The 18,685-nt window shown below is 63.0% G+C and carries 15 protein-coding genes; 1 reads left to right on the top strand and 14 read right to left on the bottom strand.

All coding sequences use genetic code 11. The features are described from left to right. Positions 1 to 61: 61 nt before the first annotated feature. The 10 genes from HF682_RS16050 to HF682_RS16005 form a co-directional block, all read right to left on the bottom strand. Positions 62 to 1,129, bottom strand: a complete 1,068-nt coding sequence (locus tag HF682_RS16050) for a LacI family transcriptional regulator (protein WP_168878344.1) — start codon at positions 1,127 to 1,129, stop codon at positions 62 to 64. 21 nt (positions 1,130 to 1,150) lie between these two features. Continuing rightward, positions 1,151 to 2,875 (bottom strand): amylo-alpha-1,6-glucosidase, encoded by a 1,725-nt coding sequence (locus HF682_RS16045; protein ID WP_168878343.1) that lies wholly within the window; start codon positions 2,873 to 2,875, stop codon positions 1,151 to 1,153. Positions 2,876 to 2,877: 2 nt separating this feature from the next. Further along, a complete protein-coding gene (locus HF682_RS17900) occupies positions 2,878 to 3,699 on the bottom strand; it encodes a carbohydrate ABC transporter permease (RefSeq protein ID WP_205882129.1) in 822 nt (273 codons plus the stop codon). Positions 3,700 to 3,737: 38 nt separating this feature from the next. Next, positions 3,738 to 4,646, bottom strand: coding sequence for a carbohydrate ABC transporter permease (locus tag HF682_RS16035; RefSeq protein ID WP_168878342.1), 909 nt, complete (start codon positions 4,644 to 4,646; stop codon positions 3,738 to 3,740). Positions 4,647 to 4,728: 82 nt separating this feature from the next. Beyond that, positions 4,729 to 5,949 carry an ABC transporter substrate-binding protein gene (locus HF682_RS16030; RefSeq protein ID WP_168878341.1) on the bottom strand — a complete coding sequence of 407 codons (1,221 nt, stop codon included), beginning with the start codon at positions 5,947 to 5,949 and terminating at the stop codon, positions 4,729 to 4,731. A gap of 107 nt (positions 5,950 to 6,056) precedes the next feature. Continuing rightward, a complete protein-coding gene (locus HF682_RS16025; protein ID WP_168878340.1) occupies positions 6,057 to 7,118 on the bottom strand; it encodes a sugar phosphate isomerase/epimerase family protein in 1,062 nt (353 codons plus the stop codon). Positions 7,119 to 7,129: 11 nt separating this feature from the next. Further along, positions 7,130 to 8,239: an ABC transporter ATP-binding protein gene (locus HF682_RS16020; protein WP_168878339.1), complete on the bottom strand. Its 1,110-nt coding sequence runs from the start codon at positions 8,237 to 8,239 to the stop codon at positions 7,130 to 7,132. Positions 8,240 to 8,263: 24 nt separating this feature from the next. Next, complete coding sequence (locus HF682_RS16015) at positions 8,264 to 9,013, bottom strand: sugar phosphate isomerase/epimerase family protein (RefSeq protein ID WP_168878338.1); 750 nt, start codon at positions 9,011 to 9,013, stop codon at positions 8,264 to 8,266. Then, positions 9,010 to 10,089 carry a Gfo/Idh/MocA family protein gene (locus HF682_RS16010; RefSeq protein ID WP_168878337.1) on the bottom strand — a complete coding sequence of 360 codons (1,080 nt, stop codon included), beginning with the start codon at positions 10,087 to 10,089 and terminating at the stop codon, positions 9,010 to 9,012. Before HF682_RS16010 ends, HF682_RS16015 begins: the two co-directional genes overlap by 4 nt. Next, positions 10,086 to 12,107 (bottom strand): aldo/keto reductase, encoded by a 2,022-nt coding sequence (locus HF682_RS16005; protein ID WP_168878336.1) that lies wholly within the window; start codon positions 12,105 to 12,107, stop codon positions 10,086 to 10,088. The genes HF682_RS16010 and HF682_RS16005 overlap by 4 nt, the downstream gene beginning before the upstream one ends. Positions 12,108 to 12,365: 258 nt before the next feature. Between HF682_RS16005 and HF682_RS16000 the strand changes: the two genes are divergently transcribed. Continuing rightward, positions 12,366 to 13,487: a Gfo/Idh/MocA family protein gene (locus tag HF682_RS16000; protein WP_168878335.1), complete on the top strand. Its 1,122-nt coding sequence runs from the start codon at positions 12,366 to 12,368 to the stop codon at positions 13,485 to 13,487. A gap of 34 nt (positions 13,488 to 13,521) precedes the next feature. Here HF682_RS16000 and HF682_RS15995 read toward each other — a convergent pair whose 3' ends face one another. Genes HF682_RS15995 through gcvPA form a run of 4 tightly spaced genes read right to left on the bottom strand, consistent with a single transcriptional unit; the run spans position 13,522 to position 18,493 of the window. Continuing rightward, on the bottom strand, positions 13,522 to 14,307 hold the full coding sequence (locus tag HF682_RS15995) for an SDR family NAD(P)-dependent oxidoreductase (RefSeq protein WP_168878334.1): 786 nt from the start codon (positions 14,305 to 14,307) through the stop codon (positions 13,522 to 13,524). Positions 14,308 to 14,346: 39 nt separating this feature from the next. Continuing rightward, a complete protein-coding gene (locus tag HF682_RS15990; protein ID WP_168878333.1) occupies positions 14,347 to 15,501 on the bottom strand; it encodes an ATP-NAD kinase family protein in 1,155 nt (384 codons plus the stop codon). After that, positions 15,498 to 17,093 (bottom strand): aminomethyl-transferring glycine dehydrogenase subunit GcvPB, encoded by a 1,596-nt coding sequence (gene gcvPB / locus HF682_RS15985; RefSeq protein ID WP_205882128.1) that lies wholly within the window; start codon positions 17,091 to 17,093, stop codon positions 15,498 to 15,500. Before gcvPB ends, HF682_RS15990 begins: the two co-directional genes overlap by 4 nt. Beyond that, on the bottom strand, positions 17,090 to 18,493 hold the full coding sequence (gene gcvPA, locus HF682_RS15980; RefSeq protein ID WP_168878332.1) for an aminomethyl-transferring glycine dehydrogenase subunit GcvPA: 1,404 nt from the start codon (positions 18,491 to 18,493) through the stop codon (positions 17,090 to 17,092). The genes gcvPB and gcvPA overlap by 4 nt, the downstream gene beginning before the upstream one ends. Between the last annotated feature and the right edge of the window lie 192 nt (positions 18,494 to 18,685).

The following is an 18,685-nucleotide window of genomic DNA, read 5'->3' as shown; positions in this document are numbered from 1 at the left end:
TCAAACAACACACTGAACTGCATCGGGGCAGATGCAGGTACCCATGATAGCGCGTACAACCTTAACTGCCGCCTGCTCGTTGGGACAGGACCGCCCCCTGCGGCGGCCAGCGGTCATCCTGCCGCTCCAGCAACTCGGCACAGGTCAGCTGCTGCAGCTGCTCGGCAGCCACACCCGCAATCCGCCGCAGCAGCAGCTGGCCGAGTGCCGTGCCAGCATCCACCAGCGAGGAGTAGTAGGTGGTCAGCGGAGGGACAAAGTAGGCGCTGATATTGGAATCATCCGTCGCAATCAGGCAGGCATCGCGTCCGGCTTGCCAGCCCAGCTGCTGAAAAGCCGACAGGGCCCCCAGCGCAGCATATTCATTGGCACAGATAAACGCGGTTGGGCGATCCGGCTGGGCCGCCAGCTGCAGCACCAGCTGCTGCCCATCCGCCGCCGACAGTTCGGAGGCGGTCATCAGCGCCGGGTCTTGCGGCAAACCGGCCTCGCGCAATGCACGGCGATAGCCATACTCACGGTGGCGGCTGTAGAGCAAATGCGCAGGCGGGTTGAGCAGGGCAATGCGTTGATGCCCCTTGTCCAGCAGGCGGCGGGTGGCACGGTAGGCCATGTCTTCATGGTCAGTATCGAACCAGGCATGCGGCGTATGCAACTCGCTGCGCCCGTAGGTAACGAAGGGCATACCCTGCTCCAGCAGGTAGCGGATACGGACATCGTCCGGTCGAGTCTGGGTGAGGATGACCCCATCCGCCACTTTGGCCTCGACCACGTGGCGTAGCCCGGCCAGCTCGTCCTCGTCCATCAGCTGCGGCTGAACAATCAGGCTGTAGAGTGTCCCCTGCAAGGCTTTGTGGATGCCCGAGGTCAGGGCCATATAGCCGCTGTCGGTGAAGTCCTGTGCACGGGTATCCACCGGCAGTACGATGCACAGGGTGTAGGTCTTGCCAGTCCGCAGCTTGACCCCACCCAGATTGGGGGTGTAGCCCAGCTGCCTTGCCATCTGCTTGACCAGCTCGCGCGTCTCCGGCCGGACCTCCGGGGCATCTTTCAGCGCACGTGACACCGTCCCCAGCGACAACCCGGTCCGCTCCACCAGCGTTTTCAAGGTGACTTTTCCTGTGCGCATGCCCGCTTCCTGTTCTGTCTGTCAATCCGCCATCAATCCCTGCCCCAGCAGTAGAAACACACTGGAGGTCCAGGTAAAGGCCGGGTCCCGCAGCCCGACACCGCTGCAAGCGTCATAATTTTCCGCCATCCCGCTGTGATTTGCCATCCGGGTAAATCCGAAGGCCAACTGTTGCGCCAGGGTATGCGCTCCGCAGCGTTGCAAGGCATCTACCATCAGCGCCATGGTGGGCGCCCAGATCGGGCCGCGCCAGTAGCCATCCGGGGTGTAGTGGGGGCTGGACAGCGATTCGGTCGCCAGTCCATGCGCGGTGAGAAAGCGTCCCTCCTGTTGCAAACCCGCCAGCAGGCGCTGCCGGATGGGCAGCGGCAGACGCTCCCCCAGCAATAGCGGCGTAAAGCAGATCAGGCTGTCACCACCCGTCACCGCCTCACCCCGTAGTGCATGTCGCGCGACAAAGCGTTCGCCATCCCACAGCTGGGTCAGCAGCGCTTGCCGCAAGGCAGCGGACTGGTCACGCCAGTGACGTGCCTCGACCTCATCCCGCTCCAGTGCCGCCAATACGGCCAGCTCTTCCATTTGCAGGATCAGGAAAGTCGCCAGATCCGGGCTGTGCAGCGGCGTGCCCTCCAGAAATACCGTGCTGTTGTCCCAACCGGCATCGTTGCCGTGATCGTAGCAGGGCAAGCCCTTGATGCTGCCGGCCATCCAGCTCTGCGTCTGTCGTGTCAGCCAGTGGCGAACCTGCAAGCGTCGATCCGGAGTATAAAACTCAGGCGCCCATTGCCGCAGGCGTGCGAAAGCCCAGCCGTGCACCGGGGGCTTGGTGAAGCGCCAATAGGCGTAGCGATCATTGATGAAATCGGGCAGACGACCGCTGTCATGCTGGGCCGCAAATATCACCGCCATTTGCTGCCAGGCCAGCTCCGGCTGTAGCTGCCCCAGCGCTAAAGCATTGAAACAATGGTCCCAGCTCCAGATATTGGTCATCCAGTTCTTGGACATGTACATGGCGGGCAGGCTGAGCATGCCTTCCGCCGGCACCATGCAAGACCAGGTAATGTAAGCCGCCAGCAAGCGCCCTGCTTTCAGTTCATCCGGCAGGGTCAACGTCGCCACCAGCCAGCGCTCAAAGTCGGTACGGCTGCTGGCTTGCGCCTCAGCAAAAGCCGCTGCAACCTGTCGCTGCGGCACCACCCGGTACAGGTGCAGGCTAGCGGCAAGCCGGTCATGGCTTCCCGGTTGCAAGCAGAGGGTGATATGCGTGGCCCGCTGGCCTTGCCATGGGGCGTCCAGCTGCATTTGGCCCTGGCTTTGTTGCACCCGCAGGCTGAGATCCTGCCGGGCATGGCTGATCTGTACGGCATCCGGCAGGCGCTGGGCGTAGTCGTAGCTCTTGGGCTGCATGCCCAGCATCAGCCCCAGCCGTTCACCTTGCAGCGCCACCGTGTCGCCATCGGCAAAACTCAAGGCCAGCCAGCCACCATTCCCTTCAAAGCGAAGCTGATCAGGGGTCAGTGTTACCTTGACCTCGCAGGGTTGCCCTTCGGCATCACAGCACTGTAGCCAGAACAGACGGCCATCATCCACATGCTCGTCACCGCCGCGCAGCGAGCGCAGCCAGAAGCCAGGCTGTGGCCCCTCGCTCAACCAGCTGATCGCCAGAAAGCTGTTACGGCGCGAAAACGGGACCTTGTACGGGTCAAACAGATCTGCTCGCCAGTCCGGCCACATTGCAGTCGACATGCTCACCCCTTCACCGCGGCGCTGGTGGTGCCTTCCATGATCTGCCGCTGTGCGGCAAAGAACAGGATCAGCGGCGGCAGGCACAGCAGTACGGTCATGGCCGAGATGGCGCTGACATTGGAGCCATGGATACCACTGAAACTGGCCAGGCCCAAGGGCAGCGTGTACGTGCTCTGATCATTGAGGAAGATCAGCGGGCCAATATAGTCATTCCACGCTGCGAGGAACTGAAACGTCCCCACCAGCACCAGGGCAGGAATCATCAGCGGCAGGTGAATGCGCCAGTAGATCTGCCAGGCATTGGCGCCATCCATGCGCGCGGCTTCATCCAGCTCGCGCGGCACCCCCATGATGAACTGGCGCAGCAGAAAGATGAAGAACGGCGCGCCAAAGAAGGCCGGTACGATCAAGGGCTTGAGCGTATTGATCCAGCCCAGCAGGTTGAACTCCATATACAGCGGAATCATGATGGCATCCCACGGGATGATCATGCCGGCCAGCAGCACCATGAACAAGACATTGCGCCCCTTGAAATCAAAGCGGGCAAAGCCAAACGCCACCAGGCTGGAAGAAAACAACTGGCCAATGGTGGACAGCACCGATACTTTCAGTGAATTCCACAGATAGGTATCGAACGGGGCGGACTGCCACGCGTCGGAAAAATTGTGCCACTGCGGCTGTGACGGCCACCACACCGGCGGCCAGGTAAACAGCTCCTGCGGCCCTTTCAACGCCGACACCAGCACCCAATACAGCGGCAGCATGAAGGCCGCGGACAGGCACACCAGCAGGGACCAGACAAACCATTTCTGATACGGTTTCACGCATGACTCCTTGCCGGGCCTGCAACACCCGGCTCATTTCACTTCGACTTCACTTCCGCTTCATAGAACACCCACATGCTGGAGAAGCGCATCACCAGCATGGACAGCAACAACACCACCAGGAACATGACCCAGGACATGGCCGAGGCATAGCCCATCTCGAAGTGCTTGAAGGCGGTGTCATAGATATACAGCGCCACCATATAGGTGGTCTTCAGTGGTCCGCCCTTGGTCAGCAACAGGGCCAGCGCCAGTTGCTGGAACGCGGCAATCAGCGTGGTCACCAGATTGAACAGCAGCACCGGGCTGAGTAGCGGCAGGGTCAGGCCGAAGAAGCGGCGTACCGGCCCGGCACCCGACAGGATGGCCGCTTCATGCAGCTCGCTGGGGATACCCTTGAGGCCCGCCAGGAAGATCAGCATGGTGCCCCCCAAGCCCCACAGCCCGGCGATCACCACCGAACGCATCGCCCAATCCGGGCTGCCCAGCCAGTCCACCGCCGGGATATTGAGCAGCGACAGCAGGTAATTGAGGATGCCGTACTCGTGGCTGTACGCCCACGACCAGATGGTGACCAGCGCCACCGTGGAAATCAGCGAGGGCAGGTAGAACAGGGTGCGAAACACGCCCTGCCCCGGCACTTTCTGGTTGAGCAGCATCGCCAGCAGCAGCGACAGCACCAGATTCACCGGCACATACAGGGCGGCAAACTTGAGGGTGACCACCACGGCATCGAGGAAATCCTCGTCTTGCAGCATGCTGCTGTAGTTATGCAGCCCCACAAAGGTCCGCTCTCCCACCAGCGGCCAGTTGAACAGGCTCATATAGAGCGAGTACAGCAGCGGCCCGACGGTAAAAGCGATGAAGCCGAATACCCAGGGGGCCACAAACAACCATGGGACCAGCTTGCCCCAGCGTCTGCCGGGACGAGGTGTTGCAGCAGGCATGTGTCATCCTTTGCTTGCAGGATGGGGCCGGGCGGCCCCGTCTGGACGGGCGGGCACCGTGCTGGCGCCCGCCACGCCGGGCTCAAGGCACCAGCTTGCCTTCTGCCTTTTTAGCGATCTTGTCGAGGATGGCGCCAATGTCGCTGCGCTTCAGCAACGCTTCCTGAATGCCTTCCAGCAAGGTGTCCTGTGCCTTGCTCCAGCCCTTGGCCAGCAGGAAAGCCGGGGTACGCGAACCCTTTTGCATCACCTTGTAGAACGGGGCCACATACGGGTCTTTCAGGAAGTTCTCGTTCCGTGCCACCGTCAGCGACACCGGCAGGTCAGTATCCTTGCGCAGCACCACCGCTTCCGGGCTGACGTAGAACTTGATGAATTCCCAGGCCAGTGGTTTGTTTTTGGAATCCTTGGCGATCGACACCGCCGACTGTGCGACCACGCTCACCGGCGGCTTGCCCTTGAACGACGGCAACATGGCAACCCCAAACTGCTTGTTCGCCTTGATGAAGGCCCCGCGCGGCCACACCCCGCTCACCACCATCGCCAGCTTGTCGGCAATGAACAGGTCGCGATAGCTCTTGTTATCGCCGGTACCGAACAGTACCGCTTCTTCCTTGTTCACCATGTCGGCAAACATTTCGAACACTTGTTTCGATTGCGGACTGTTAAAGTAACCATTGATCTTCTTGCCGTCCGGGCTGACCATGGTCGCGCCATTGCTCCACAGGAAGCTTTGCAGGTCATACGGGTCCGGGTTGGCATCCACCCCGTAGCCATACTGCTTTTGCTCCTTGTTGCGAATCTTGCGCGCGGCAGCGCGTACATCGTCCCAGGTCCAGTTGTCATTCGGGTAGGCCACACCGGCCTTGTCGAACATGGTCTTGTTGTAGTACAGCGCATAGCTGGAGAAGCCGGCAGGCAGGCCGTACAGCTTGCCGCCCACCTTGTTGTAGTTCAGCAGGCCAGGGACCAGATCGTTCAGCTTGAGTGACTTGTCCTTCTTGATGTAGTCATCCAGCGGCTCCAGCGAAGCCGCGTAGTCCGGAAAATTCCACATATAGGTCACATCGGGCGGATTCTGTGCGCCAAACGCGGCCGCCAGCTTCTGGTCAAAGCCGTCGCCATAGGCTTCGATCTGCACCTTCACGCCAGGGTGGGTCTTCTCGAACAGTTTGGCAGTCTGGGTCAGCACATTGACCGACTCGCCACTGTCCCAAGTAGCGACCCGCAACACCTTGTCTTCTGCCATCACCTGCAGCGCGATCAGTGTCAGCCCCAGACCCGCGACGATTTTTGCTTTCATGCGTGCTCTCCTCTTGTCACTTCAGGGTTGTTATTCATGTTCCCGGCAGCAAGCAGCTCCCCCCATCACCCGTGCGGCTGCCAGCCACGCACCGGGAGGGTTGTCATTCATGTCGTCGCCAAACCCAGCACACTGCGCAGATGGCCGGCATCCACGCCACTGCCGGCAAAGTCATCAAACGCCCGCTGCGCGACCTGGATAATGTGGCGGCGGATAAATTCCGCGCCTTCGCGCGCACCGACTTCACTGTCTTTCAGGCAGCACTCCCACTCCAGCACCGCCCAGCCGGGAAAGTCGTACTGCGCCAGCTTGCTGAAAATGGCGGCGAAGTCGATTTGCCCGTCCCCCACGCTGCGGAAGCGCCCGGCGCGCCCCACCCAGTCTGCATAACCGCCATACACTCCACTACGCGGGCTGGGGCGGAATTCGGCATCCTTGACGTGGAACATGCGGATGCGCTCGTGGTAAACGTCGATGAAGCCGAGGTAGTCCAGCTGTTGCAGCACAAAGTGGCTGGGGTCGTACAGGATGTGGCAACGCTCATGACCCTCTACCGCTGCCAGGAAGCGCTCGAAACTGAGACCATCATGCAGGTCCTCTCCGGGGTGAATCTCATAGCAGAGGTCGACCCCAGCCTCGGTGTACGTATCCAGAATCGGCCGCCAGCGGCGCGCCAGCTCGTCAAACGCGGCCTCGACCAGTCCGGCCGGACGCTGCGGCCACGGGTAGAAGTACGGCCACGCCAACGCACCCGAGAAGGTGACCGATGCCCGCAAGCCCATGCGGGCCGAAGCTTTTGCTGCCGCCTTCACCTGACTGATGGCCCATTCGGTGCGGGCGGCCTTGTTGCCGCGCAGCGCCTCTGGTGCAAAGCCGTCAAACAGGCTGTCGTACGCCGGGTGCACCGCCACCAGCTGCCCCTGCAGGTGGGTGGACAACTCGCTGACCTGCACCCCGCATTCGGCCAGCCGCCCAGTGATCTCGTCACAGTAGGTCTGACTCTCTGCCGCCCGCACCAGATCAAACAAAGCCGGGACATTGGTCGGCAGCTGTACCGCCACAAAGCCCTTGTCTGCCGCCCAGCGTCCCAAGCCTTCCAGCGTGTTGAACGGGGCTTCGTCACGGATGAACTGCGCCAGGAAAACGGCCGGTCCTTGCAAGGTTTTCATGTCGTGCTCCTTCAGGCTTGCAACAGATGAGCCAGCTCCGGCGGCAAGGTACGTGGCAGCGCCTGACCTTGCCCATCAAACAGATGGCAATGCACCGGGTCAGGCTGCAGGCCCACCGTTTCCCCATCCCGGATCAGGTGACTGCCATCGACGCTGACCGTGACCACCTCGCCACCACTCAGCCGCACATAGGCCAGGCTTTCCGCACCCAGCCGCTCCACCATCAGCACCTGCCCATTGAGTGATGCGGAACCCGGTTCGACAAGCTGGACATGCTCCGGGCGGATGCCCAACGTCAGTCCATCGCTGGCCTGCCCTTGCACCTGGGTGGCGATCTCCACCCCGCAGCTGGTCACCTTCAGGTGGCCGTCGGCACTATGGGCCGCAGTCACTGGCAGGAAATTCATCTTCGGCGAGCCAATGAAACCCGCCACAAAACGGTTGGCAGGCAGGTGGTACAGCTCTAGCGGCTTGCCGAACTGCTCAATACGACCGCCGCTCATCACCACCACCCGATCAGCCAAGGTCATGGCCTCGACCTGATCGTGGGTCACATAGACCATGGTGGCTTGCAATTCCTTGTGCAGCCGCGCCAACTCGACCCGGGTATTCACCCGCAGCGCGGCATCCAGATTGGACAGCGGTTCGTCGAACAGAAAGATGCGCGGGTTGCGTACAATGGCGCGGCCAATCGCCACCCGCTGCCGCTGACCGCCAGACAGCTGCTTGGGCTTGCGCTCCAGCAAGGGTTCGAGTTGCAGGATACGGGCCGCTTCTGCAATGCGCTTCTCAATCTCGGCCTTGGGGAACTTGCGCAGGGACAAGCCAAAACTCATGTTCTTGCGCACATTCATGTGCGGATACAGCGCGTAGCTCTGGAACACCATCGCCAGATCGCGATCCGCCGGGGAGAGGTCCACCACACTGCGTCCGTCGATCACGATATCGCCGGAACTGACTTCTTCCAGCCCGGCAATCGCCCGCAGCAGGGTAGACTTGCCACAGCCGGATGGGCCAAGGAAACAGACGAATTCGCGGTCCGCGATCTCCAGATTGATGCCCTTCAACACCTCTACGTCACCAAACGTCTTGCGTAGATTAACTATGCCCAGTTGCGCCACCGTGTTCTCCTCGTTGTATTTGGCTCAGTTCAGGTGCTGTTGCAGGAAGCTCAGGCCTTGTCTTGCAGTACGCGCCGGGTCAACGGGCTGATCGTGCTCGACGATCCAGGTGCCAGACCGGGGCTGCAAGATGGGCAACAGTGTCGGCCACGGCACCAAACCTTCACCCAGCGTCGCCCAGTCGTTCTCTGGCGGGTTGCCGCCCGGTCCGGTGTAGTCCTTGACATGCACACTCTGCAGGCGGTCTGCGTAGCGCTGCAGCCAGAACGCCGGGTCTTCTCCAGCCCGTACCACCCAGGCCACGTCTGCCTGCCAGTTCAAGTCCGGCGCTTCGGCCAGCAGCAGGTCCAGTACCGTTTCGTGGTCAGACAGGCGGGCAAATTCAAAGGCGTGGTTGTGGTAACTCAACTGCACCCCATCTGCCTTCAGTTCCTGCGCCAGTTGCTGCAGCCCTTGTGCCAGTTGCAACCATCCAGCACGGTCAACCGGCCGCTCAGGCTCGTCCAGCCACGGCATCACCAATTGCTGGCAGCCGGTTTGTCGCAGCACCTGCTTCAACTCCGGCAGTCGCTTCAGCTCGCTGAGATCGGCGTGCATTGAGGCCAGCTGCAGGCCATGCTCTTGCAACGCAGCCAGAAAGTCTGCCACCGGCAGACCATGCAAGCCCTCGCTCTCCACCCACTGGTAGCCACAGGCCGCGGCCAGTGCCAGCCGCTCTGTCAGTACCGGGGTGTGGTTGAAGGTATACAGTTGTAAAGCCAGACGCGCGCTCATGCGAAGCCTCCCGGCAGCGTATCCAGCGGGGCAGGCCGCTCACAGCGGGTGAGTACCGGCAAGGGGCGCTGCTGCGCTGCCGACTGCAGCAGGGTTTCCATGACTTCCAGCACGTGCAGCGCCATCTCGCCGCTGGCCCGGTGCGGACGGCCTTCGCGGATGGCGTCCGCCATCTCGGCGACACCCAGCCCGCGCAGATTGCTGTCAAACGGCTGGCTCAGCGGCAAGCCCTGCCAGTCGCCATCCTGCTGGCTGTAGCGCAGCTCGCCACCAAAATTGTTCGGGTCCGGCAGCAGCAAGGTGCCGTCTGCGCCGTACAGTTCGATCGGCGTACTGGCGTGCTTCCACACGTCAAAACTGGTGGTCAGGTTGACAAAGGCGCCATTGGCAAAGCGCAGCCCGCCGGTGACGTGGGTCGGGGTATCCACCTCGATGGTGGCCCCTTTCCGTTCACCACGCGGCACAATGCGGGGCGACCAGCTGCTATGCGCCAACCCTTGCACCTGCTCGATCGGCCCCAGCAACTGCACCAGCTGGGTAAGGTAGTACACGCCCATATCCAGCAACGGGCCGGCACCGGCGGCGTAGAAAAAGCCGGGGTTGGGGTGCCAGTCGTCCGGGCCGCGCTCCATCATGATGGCCTGCCCGGCCACCACCGCGCCAATGCCGCCCTGGTCGACAAAGCGGCGAGCGGTCTGCCCGGCAGCCCCCAGAAAGGTATCCGGGGCGCAGCCGACCCGCAGGCCACGCTGCTGAGCGTCTGCCAGCAGTTGCTGGCCCTGACCGAAGGTGGCGGCCAGTGGCTTTTCGGTATACACATGCTTGCCTGCCGCCAGAATGCGCTGGCAGACCTCGAAGTGGGCTTGCGGTGGTGTCAGGTTGATGATGATGTCGGCATCGCTGGCCAGCAGGGCGTCGAGCGTGAATACCGGCACATCCAGTTCACGGCCCCGGGCCACGGCAGCCTCATGTCGGGCATCCGCCAGCCCGACCAGCTTCAGCGCCGGGAAACGGCGCAGGCCATTCACATAGGCCGGGCAGATGTCACCGGCACCGATCAGGGCAACGCGAGTCATGCCGATGCTCCTGGATCAGCCAGGTCCAGCCAGGCCAGCTCTTCGGCACTCAGCGTCACCTCCAGCGCACGGAAGGAGCTGGCGGTTTCCGCCAGCGTGCGCGGGCCGATCAGGCTGAAGCAGGGGAAAGGCTGCGCCAGCACCCAGGCCAGCGCCACATTGATCGGGTCGACACCCTTTTCACGCGCCAGCTGCTGCGCGCGTTCACGGCGCTGGAAATTTTCCGGACTGTACCAGCAGCGTACCAGCTCGGCGTCGTCCAGCCGGTCCGGCGCGGCACGGTCGGTAAAGAAACCGCGCGCCTGGCTGGACCAGGCGAACAGTGCCAGTTGCTGCTCGGTCAGCCAGCGGCGGGAATCCAGATCACCTGCGGATACACAACCGGCCCAGATGGGAGACAGCAAACGCGCCAGGCTCAGCTGGTTGCTCAGCACCGAGAAGCCTTGCAGACCATGTTTGGCGGCGTAGGCATTGGCTTCCGCTACCCGCTCGAGCGACCAGTTGGAGCCACCAAACACCTTGAACTTGCCCGCGCGGACGTGCTGGTTCAGCACATCGACAAACTCACCCACCGGCACCTGCAGGTTGTCACGGTGCAGGATGTAGATGTCGGCGTGGTCGGTGCTCAGGCGCTCCAGACTCTCGGCAAACTCGCGCTGCATGGCTTCCGGCGTGCAGTTGGGCGTGTGCGCCCCCTTGGAGATCAGCACCAGATCGTCGCGCCCGCCGCGTGCACGCAGCCAGTCACCCCATACCGCTTCGCTGTGGCCGCCGTCAAAGTCGTACACCCAGGCGGTGTCGAAGGTATTGCCGCCGCGCTCCAGATAATCATCGAACATGGCGGCGGCGTGCGGCAGGCTTTCCTGATTGTCTACCCCCATCACCAGCCGCGACACCGGCTTGTCCAGCCCCGGTACCTTGCCATACTGCATGACACTGTCGGCACGGCGAGTAATCGGCAGACCCGCCAGATTGTTGCGGCCCGCCAGCCCCACCGCCGTTTCACGCGGGAACACCAGCCCCAGCGCACGCCGCCACTGGTCGAGCACCGCCAGATTGCCCAGACTGTCCGCCGCGCTCATGGCCGGATGCGCCACCGCCCCTTGCTGCACGGCCGCTGCAAACGTTTCGATTTCATGGGCATACAGGCCGTATGGGGCGTCCACCACAATGCGCTCCACCACCGCCTCGTCCCGCACCAGCAGGATCTCGCTCTGTCCACCCTCGCTGCCCGCGCCATACCATGGCTTCGGCACCACCAGTGCACCGGTACTGCCGCCGATGCGCAGCGATTCTTCCTGCTCGACACAGATGCCGGTGGCAATCTGCGCCACAATATCGCCGGGGAACAGCAGGGTGGCGACCGCCCACTCGTCGACGCCGGTTTCACCAATGCGGCCCTGGGCCTGCAGGCTGACCGGCTGCGCAAACGGCTGCCCTTGCGCCACCCCGGCCACCAGTCGCGCCATCGACACCGGATAACAACCCACATCCATGATGCCGCCACCCGCCAGCGACGGCTCCCACAGCCGCGAGCCAGCACGCGGGCTGGAGGCAAAGCTGAACGAGGCCTGGATATGCCGTACCCGGCCAATGATGCCTTGCTGCAGCAATTCCACCAGTTTGGCCGTTTGCGGCAGGCAGCGGTACATGAAGGCTTCCATCAGCAGCTTGCCTGCGCGCTCGGCCTCGGTGAACGCCAGCATGGCTTCAGCGTGGTTCAGTGCCAGCGGCTTTTCACACAGCACATGCTTGCCTGCCCGCAGCGCCGCCACCGTCCAGCGCAAATGCTCGGTATGCGGCAGGCCGATGTAGACGGCGTCAATCGCCGGGTCGGCCAGCAGGTCTTCATAGCGTGCATAACTGCGTACCTCACCATCGCCCTGCGCGGCCAGTACTTGCGCCTTGGCGAGCTCGCGGCTGGCGACCGCCGCCAGTCGTCCCGACGGTGCTTGCGCCAGACCCGCTACAAATGCGCCGGAAATATTACCCGCGCCCAGTACACCCCATTGCAACATATGCCCTTCCCCCGACGTCCTGTCCCGATCACCGTGTGGCAGCATGTCCACACCGGTACGATCACTGCCTGTCGTTTCTTGAGTCCACCTGCACGACAACTCAAAATTGAAACGTTTTCAAATTCTGGATACAGAATATTTTTTGCGTTACAGTGTTGTCAAGCATCACACCGGATTTTCGTCATTGCATCGCAACATGCGATGTAACGAAAGCCTGTAACCAAGGCGCTTGCAGCGCAATAACACTGAGGAGACTCCATGAACCGAATCCGTACCGGCATGATCGGTGGCGGGCAGGGCGCCTTCATCGGCGCGGTGCATCGTCTGGCCATGCGTTTTGACAATCGTTTTGATCTGCTGGCCGGGGCGCTGTCCAGTCAGCCGGAACGGGCCCGACAGAGCGGGCTGGAACTGGGTCTGGCACCTGAGCGCTGTTACGACAGTCACCAGGCCATGCTGCAGGGCGAGCGGGGTCGGGCAGACGGTATTGAAGCCGTGGTGATCGTCACTCCCAATCACCTGCACTTCGCCGCAGTACGGGATTGCCTGCAGGCGGGCCTGCACGTGATCTGTGACAAGCCGCTCACCGTCACCAGTGCGGAAGCGCGCGAGCTGCAGGCCCTCAGCCAGGCGCAACAGCGCCAGCTGATCGTCACCTACACCTATACCGGCTACCCGATGCTGCGCGAGATGCGCGAGCGTATCCTGCGCGGCGATCTGGGCGCGCTGCGGCTGGTGCATGTCAGCTATACCCAGGACTGGCTGGCCACCCCGCTGGAGCAGCAGGGGCAAAAGCAGGCCAGCTGGCGCACCGATCCTGCACAGGCCGGTGCCGTGGGCGCGCTGGGTGACATCGGCGTGCACGCCTACAACCTCAGCCACTTTGTGACTGGCCAGCGCCCGAGCCGCCTGTCTGCCGATCTGGCGCGGCTGGTGCCGGGCCGTCGGCTGGACGACCACGCACAGGTGAACTGCCGCTATGCCAATGGCGCACGCGGGCTAATTGTCGCCAGCCAGGTGGCGGTGGGCCGGGAAAACAGTTTGCGGGTACAGGTGGTCGGTGAACACGCGGCGCTGGAATGGGTGCACGAACAGGCCAATCTGCTGCAGTGGTTCCCGCTCGGCCAACCGGGCCAGACGCTCAGCCGGGGAGGCCCCGGCTGCGGTGATGACGTCCGGCGGCTGTCCCGCGTGCCATCCGGCCACCCGGAAGGGTATCTGGAGGCGTTTGCCGCGCTATACCGCGACGCCGCTGAGTTGATCCAGCACGGCACGCCCTGCCCGGTGCTGCCGACGGTGGACGAGGCGCTGCACGATCAGCTGTTCATCGAGGCCTGCCTGCGCTCCAGCGCGGAAGACAGCCGCTGGGTCAGCCTGTAAAGCCAGGCGGCCCTAGTGGGGGCCGCCTGCCGGTTTACATCGACCCGGCCAGACCGCCGCCATCCACCACAAAGGCGGCACCGGTGACGAAGGAAGAACGGTCACTGGCAAGGAACAGCACCGCCTGCGCGATCTCGCGCGGGCTACCCACCCGCTGCAGCGGGCGCTGGTCGCCTGCCGCCACCAGCGCATCATCCGCCAGCCCCAGCTGGTGCGCTTCATTACGCAACATGGCGGTATCGGTGTCACCGGGACACACGGTATTGACGCGTACCTGCTGCGGGCCGTGGTCGACCGCCATCGCCCGTGTCAGGTTGACCACTGCGCCTTTCGAGGCGCAATACGGTGCCGCATCCTTGCCACCCACCAGCCCCCAGCCGGAACCGGTATTGATGATGCTGCCCCCGCCCTGGCCAGCCATCACCGGCACGGCATACTTGCTCATCAGGAACACTGATTTCAGGTTGACCGCCATCACCGCGTCCCACTCGGCTTCCGTGGTGTCCACCACGCTGGTACGACGGGTGATGCCCGCATTGTTGAACAGCACATCCAGCCGCCCCCAGCGCCCGATCACCGATTGTATGGCCGCTTCACAGTCTGCTGCCCGGCTGACATCGGCCTGCACGGCATAAGCCTCCCCCCCGGCGGCGCGAATCTCGCTCGCCACCATCTCGGCCCGGTCCAGATTGATGTCACACACCGCCACTCGGGCCCCTTCTTCGGCAAACAACTGCGCGGTGGCCTGGCCGATACCGGAAGCCCCCCCGGTCACCAGTGCCACCTTGCCCTGCAGTTCACCCTGTTTTACGCTGCTCATGCCCTGTCCTTGTCATGTGATGGCGGTCACTGCCGCCTGTTATTGTGCTGCATCATCCGCTGGCGGCGGCTCGCCGCGCAAGCGGTAACGTACTTCATCCCGGTAGCCGGTCCACACCCGCGCCATGCCGGCAAAGGCGGCGTCCAGCAACGGGTCGCCACTGTCGATCAGCAGGGGTCGCCCGCCCAGCGACTGCAGCTTGCCCGGCGTGGCCAATACCGTCACCGCCACTGGCCCCAGCCGCTGCAATATCCGTGGTGAAAACTGCTGGTTGCCCCGGCCAAACACATGGCCCTGCCCGCCAATGCAGCTAACCCAGGCCTGGCACGGCCCCTGCTGTACCTGCTGCCACAGTTGCGCTTCGGTCGCATCCTGTACCCGCCAGTGACCATCCTGCCAGACATCCACGCCCAGCAAGCTGCCGCCGCCCAGCAGGCGCTTGACCGCATATGTGGTCGAGCCCGGCCCAAGCAGGTGGGCCACACCGGGGCTCAGCTGTTCCTGTACCCGCGTCGCGATGGCCTCGGTCTGTACCCGATCGCCCTCCGGCGCGCGCGACTTGCCCGCTTGCAGGTAGCGCGGGTCCACCGGCGTTGCCATATAGCCAAACAGCGCCGCCTGCACCCGGCCTTGCCGCAAGGCGGCTTCGTCCAGGTCCATCACCTCCTGCTGTGCCGTGATCCGTCTGCTGCCCGACAGAAAGCGCGCGGCCAGCAGGCCGCTGGCCTGCGGGGTATGACCGAACACCGCCGACTGCATCTTCACCCCGGCGGGAATGCCCAGCACGGCTTGCTGTACCCCTGCACCGCTCAGTACGTCGCGTGCGGTACCGTCGCCGCCGGCGAACAGCAGCAGGTCGGGCGACTGGGCAGCCAGCCGGGCCGCCAGTTGCCGACTGTCCTCGGCCTGACTTTGCAGCCCTCCGGCGGGCTGCGCATGGTGGCAGCACTGGGCTGGCAAGCCCAGCGCGGCCAGCACTGCCTCGCCCAGCGGGCCACTGCCGGTCAGCCAGTCGATCTGCGGCCACCACGGCTGCAGCGCGAGTATGGCCTGTGTCGCCCGCACGGCAGCCTGCGGCACCGCCCCGGCCTGCAAGGCCTGCACCGCGCAGCCGTCACTGCCTTTCAGCGCCAGTGGCCCACCCAGCCCGGCGTAGGGATTGACCAAGAGGCCAATCCGCCAGCGATCACTCATGCCGCGCCGTGCTCCCGCAGCTTGCGCTGCCACGCCCGCCAGGTAATCGCCCAGCGCGCCGGGTCGTCCAGGTAATCGCCCTGCACCTTGTGGATCGGACAGTTGTAGGGCGCACCTTTGACCTTGGCCGGGTCTTGCCGTGCTTCATCGGCGATATGCCGCATGATGCCGACAAACTCGTCCAGATCCGCCCGTGAGTAGGCTTCGGTCGGCTCAATAGTGGCGGGCTCCGGTACCACATAGGGATGATGGCTGGTCCAGTAGTGGGTGCCAAAGTCGGCCGCACGGATACCGATCTCGTCCGAATGAATACCGGTGTCTGCCGCCAGACCTGCCCAGCTGTAACGCACCTGCTCGATACGGCGGTGGCCTTCGGCATACGGTGCGGTCAGGCCACGAATCTTCAGCAGCTCGGCCATCATGTAGTTGTTGTTGAGTACCGCGATTTCCGAGACTTCACGCAGGCCGTCGGCACCCAGATTCATCACCCAGGCGTAGGCACGCAATACGATGCTGGCGGTGCCCAGGAAGGCCGATACCTTGCCGATGGAGCGGTCATCGCCCATGTCCAGCCGGTAGCGCTGTCCGTCCTGTACCACCCGTGGGCGGGGCAGGAAAGGGGCCAGTGCTTCGGTCACACACATCGCACCAACCGCCGGACCACCGCAGGCGTGCGGGGTGGCAAAGGTCTTGTGCAGATTGAAGTGACACAAATCAAACCCGGCCTCACGCGCGCGGGCAATCCCCATCAGTCCGTTGGCATTGGCCTGGTCGTAGCAGGTGAGCGCGCCCACACTGTGTGCCAGATCCACCCATTCGCGGATGCGCGGGTTGAAGATGCCGGTGTCTTCCGGATTGGTGATGATCAGCGCGGCGGTACGCGGCGACACTGCGGCCCGCATGGCTTCGAGGTCCGGGTAGCCGTTCTCGTCCGGGTAGAGGGTGATCACCTTGTAGCCCATCAGCTTGGCGCAGGCGGCATCTGACGGGTGCGAGAAAATGGTAGTGATCACTTCATCACGCTGCGCACCTTCACCGCGCGACTCATGCCAGGCGCGAATGATGGCCATATTGGCGTAGATGGCATGTGAACCGGAGCGGGGCTGCAGGTTGATGGCGTCCATGCCGGAGACTTCTTTCAGCACGCCTTCCATCGCGTACATCACCTGCAGGATGCCCTGTACCGTGTCTTCATGCTGCAAGGGATGCAGCTCGCTCATTTTGGGCGCACGGGCCAGCTGCTCATTGATCTTCGGGTTGTACTTCATGGTGCAGGTGCCCTGCCCTACATCCACGTTGAAGTCCGCCCCCAGGTTTTCCTGCGACAGCCGCAGGTAGTGGCGCAACGTCCGGTTTTGTGACAACTCGGGCAGTGCAGGTGCATCCTTGCGCTGCATGCCGGCAGGCAGGGTAGCCAGCACATCGTGTCCGGCCGCTTCGATCGCCACCTCCACTTCGGGTACCAGCACACCACGCTCACCGGCTTGGCTCAGCTCAAAAATCACCGGCTCGTCCCAGCGCGCCTGATGGTAACGACGCAGATTGGGCTTGCCATCGGTGAAACGGAATCGGGAAATGTCTTGCATGCTCATGCGGTCTGTCCTTGCAGAATCTGCGCCAGTGCATCCACCAGGGCATCGAGGTCGGCCTGGCTGTGCAGGTCACTGACGGCGTACAGGGCCGATTGCCCCAGTGACGGGAAGGTCTCCGAGAGATCGTGCCCCCCAAAGATGCCGCGTGCACGCAGCGCCTGGTTGATCTCGGCAACGGTCTTGCCAGTGCGGTTGAAGTTCACCACGCACTCGCGGTAGTGGGCGCTGCTGCCATGAGCCAGACGCACCCCCGGCAGGCTGGCCAGCCGCTGCTTGAGGTAGCACAGGCGTTTCATCATGCCTTCGCCCAGCTCCTGCATGCCTTTCGGCCCCATCATCGCCAGATAGACCCCGGCAGTAATGCCCCATAGTGCGGCAGCGGTACCGACGAATTCATTACCGTTCTCGCGCTTGTCGAACGAAGTGCGGTGGTAGGCGACATCGCCAAAACCGTACTCGCCCGGCACCTCGGTTGGGGCAATGCCGAACAGGCGGGACGGGTACTGCAGCACCAGCGCTTCTTCGTCCCGGCTGCTGATGAAGCCGCCGTGGCCGCCGCCATAACTCATGTGCATGCCCAGCGGCTGAATGTCGCCGCACACCAGATCCGCACCAAAGCGGATCGGCGGGGTCAGCACGCCGAGCGAGGACGGATCGACCCCGGTCAGCAGCATCGCGCCCTTGGCTTTGACCCGCTGGCTAATGGCAGGCCCATTCTCGATCACCCCGAAGTAATTGGGGGTGTCAAAGTAAAAACCGGCTACCGTATCGTCCAGCCTGGCACTCAGGTCGTCGAGGTCCACCTGACCAGTATCGCTATTGAACGCCACGTACTCGAAATCGAGGTCTGCACGACCATAGGTTACGATATGGCTGAGCTTGTCCGGGTTGACGCTGGCCGCCAGCAGCACCTTGCGCTTGCCGCTGTAGCGCCCCGCCATGCGGCAAACCGTCGCTGCAGCCTGAAAACCATCAAAGGTCGGCACGCTGACGACTTCTGCATCCAGCAGCTCACCCATCATCGAGCAGTATTCAAACAGGGCCTGGAAACGGCCATGGTCGTCGTACGGCTCACCGGCGTAAGCGGTCAAAAACTCGCTGCGGCCATTGATCTCGTCACAAATTGACGGCACGTGGGTCTGGTAACAGCCGCCCCCCAGAAAACTGACCACTTCATTGGCAGCAGTATTGCGTGCCATGATGCGCTCAACATGTTGCTTCAGCCGCACTTCGGACAACATGGGCTCCGGCAGTTGCATGGGCTGGATCATGCGCAGCGCTGCCGGAATCTCGGCGTAGAAATCCTCGACCGAGCGCGCGTTACACGCTGCCAGCATGGCGGCCTTGACCTCTGGCACCGAGTTGGGGATATAGGGATATACCCGGGGTTTGTTGGACATGGTTCCTGACCTGAGTCTGGGGGCAGTCTGAACGCTGCCGGTTGCACACCCCGCCGCAGCCTGCATCAATATGGCTTTTGCATCCAGCATCTGCATGCACGACGGACTGCGGCTATTACACTTGGCTTGACAGGGCAGTGACAATCGAGCAATTCTCATGCAATGGATAAATTAATCTTATGCATGATGAGG

Origin of the sequence: Leeia aquatica (assembly GCF_012641365.1) — a bacterium.
In the GTDB taxonomy this organism is placed as follows: domain Bacteria; phylum Pseudomonadota; class Gammaproteobacteria; order Burkholderiales; family Leeiaceae; genus Leeia; species Leeia aquatica.
The sequence above is the reverse complement of the archived record's forward strand: the minus strand, read 5'-3'. Positions and strand labels throughout refer to the sequence as shown.